General features: G+C 67.8%; 1 pseudogene. It reads right to left on the bottom strand.

From position 1 onward, the window contains the following. Positions 1-137: 137 nt before the first annotated feature. Positions 138-1,488 (bottom strand): annotated as a pseudogene (locus RB628_RS40555) (tyrosine-type recombinase/integrase); the annotation flags it as partial.

Below are 1,488 nucleotides of genomic sequence, written 5' to 3'. Positions count from 1 at the left end.
AAGGCGGCTCCGGAAAACCCCAGGACTCACTCGCCGTGACCTGGGGTTTTTCCTTGCTCGGGGCATGACGCGTCACACGGCCGTGGTGCCGCGAGATGGCTTGCGTGAGCGATGCGTGAGCGGAGTGGTCCGGTGCCCTACTTCCTGGGCTTCTTCTGCTTGGCCTTCTTCTTGGCCCTGGCCTCGGCTTTCGCCTTGTCCTTGGCCTTCTTGGCGGCCCTACGGGCCTCCTCCGCCTCGGTCTTCCGCTGAAGCGGAACCAGCCTGGCGGTGGCCTCGGCCGCGTTCTTGCCGACCTGCGGCAGGACGCTTCTGGTAAATGTCCCGCGTGATCCGGGTGTCGCTGTGCCCGAGCGTGTCCGACACGATCTTCACGTCGATGCCGGCGGCGAGCATGAGCGTGGCCGCCCCGTGCCGGAGGTCGTGCAGCCGGATCGGCGGGAGCCCGGAGGCGGCGACGAGGCGCTCGAAGAGGTCGGTCATCTTCCCGGGATGGAGCCAGGAGCCGTCTTCCTGGGTGAAGACCATGCCGGTCTCGACCCAGGCTGATTCCCACTCCTCGCGGTCCGCGTCCTGCTGTTCGCGGTGCCGTTTCAGGACGTTGACGGTGTCGTCGTCGAGCGCGACCACGCGGAAGCCGCTGTCCGTCTTGGGCTCGGAGGTTTCGACCTCCCACCCGTCCTGGACGAGCTGTGCGGAGACGGTCAGGGAGTGGTCATCGAGGTTGGTCTCCGACCAGGGCTGAGCGCATGCCTCGCCCCGCCGCAGGCCGCGGAAGGCGATCAGGTGCCACATCGCGTACAGCCGGTCCTCCGCGAGGAAGTCGAGGAACGCGCCGGTCTGTTCGGGCGTCCAGACCATGACGGGGGAGGGCTTCTCGCCTGTCTGCTCCCACCTGGCGACCCGCGCGTCGGTCCACACCAGGGCCTTCGGCTTGCGCACGGGGTCGAGTTCGACGTGCGCCGCGGGGTTGAAGGTGAGGATCTGCTGGCCGATCGCGTCGTTCAACGCGGACCGCAGCGTGGCCTTGATACGCAGCCGGGTAGCCGGACCGGTCACACGCCGGAACGGTGGCATGGCATCGATCGCCGTCTTCATCGCCTTGCGGCGGGCGCGGTTGTCCGTGCCCTTCCACGGCACGGTGGCCAACTCCTCGACCGCGGCCCGGCGCTGGGCGTTCTGCTCCAGGATCTCGGCATTGGCGTCGGCGATGGCCGTGAACATGTCGCTGAGGTGGCTCACGCGCAGGCGGTCGAGACGGTGGTGGCCGATCCGAGGCTTCAAATGGAACCGGATATCGGTCTCGTAGCGGCTGAGTCCCGACTTGCGGATGCGTTTGCCGTCGAGCCATCGGTCGAGCCACTCGCCGACGGTCAGGCGTCCGATCAGGTCCTGACCGGACTTCAGGCGCCGCCGGGTCTCCTCGACATCCGGCAGTGAGAGGTGTGCAAGCTGAAGTTGCTGGTCACGGGGCTGGTGTGCGTGGGC

It is taken from the genome of Streptomyces sp. ADMS, from assembly GCF_033441795.1.
GTDB lineage: Bacteria > Actinomycetota > Actinomycetes > Streptomycetales > Streptomycetaceae > Streptomyces.
This window is presented reverse-complemented; position numbering and strand designations above follow the sequence as displayed.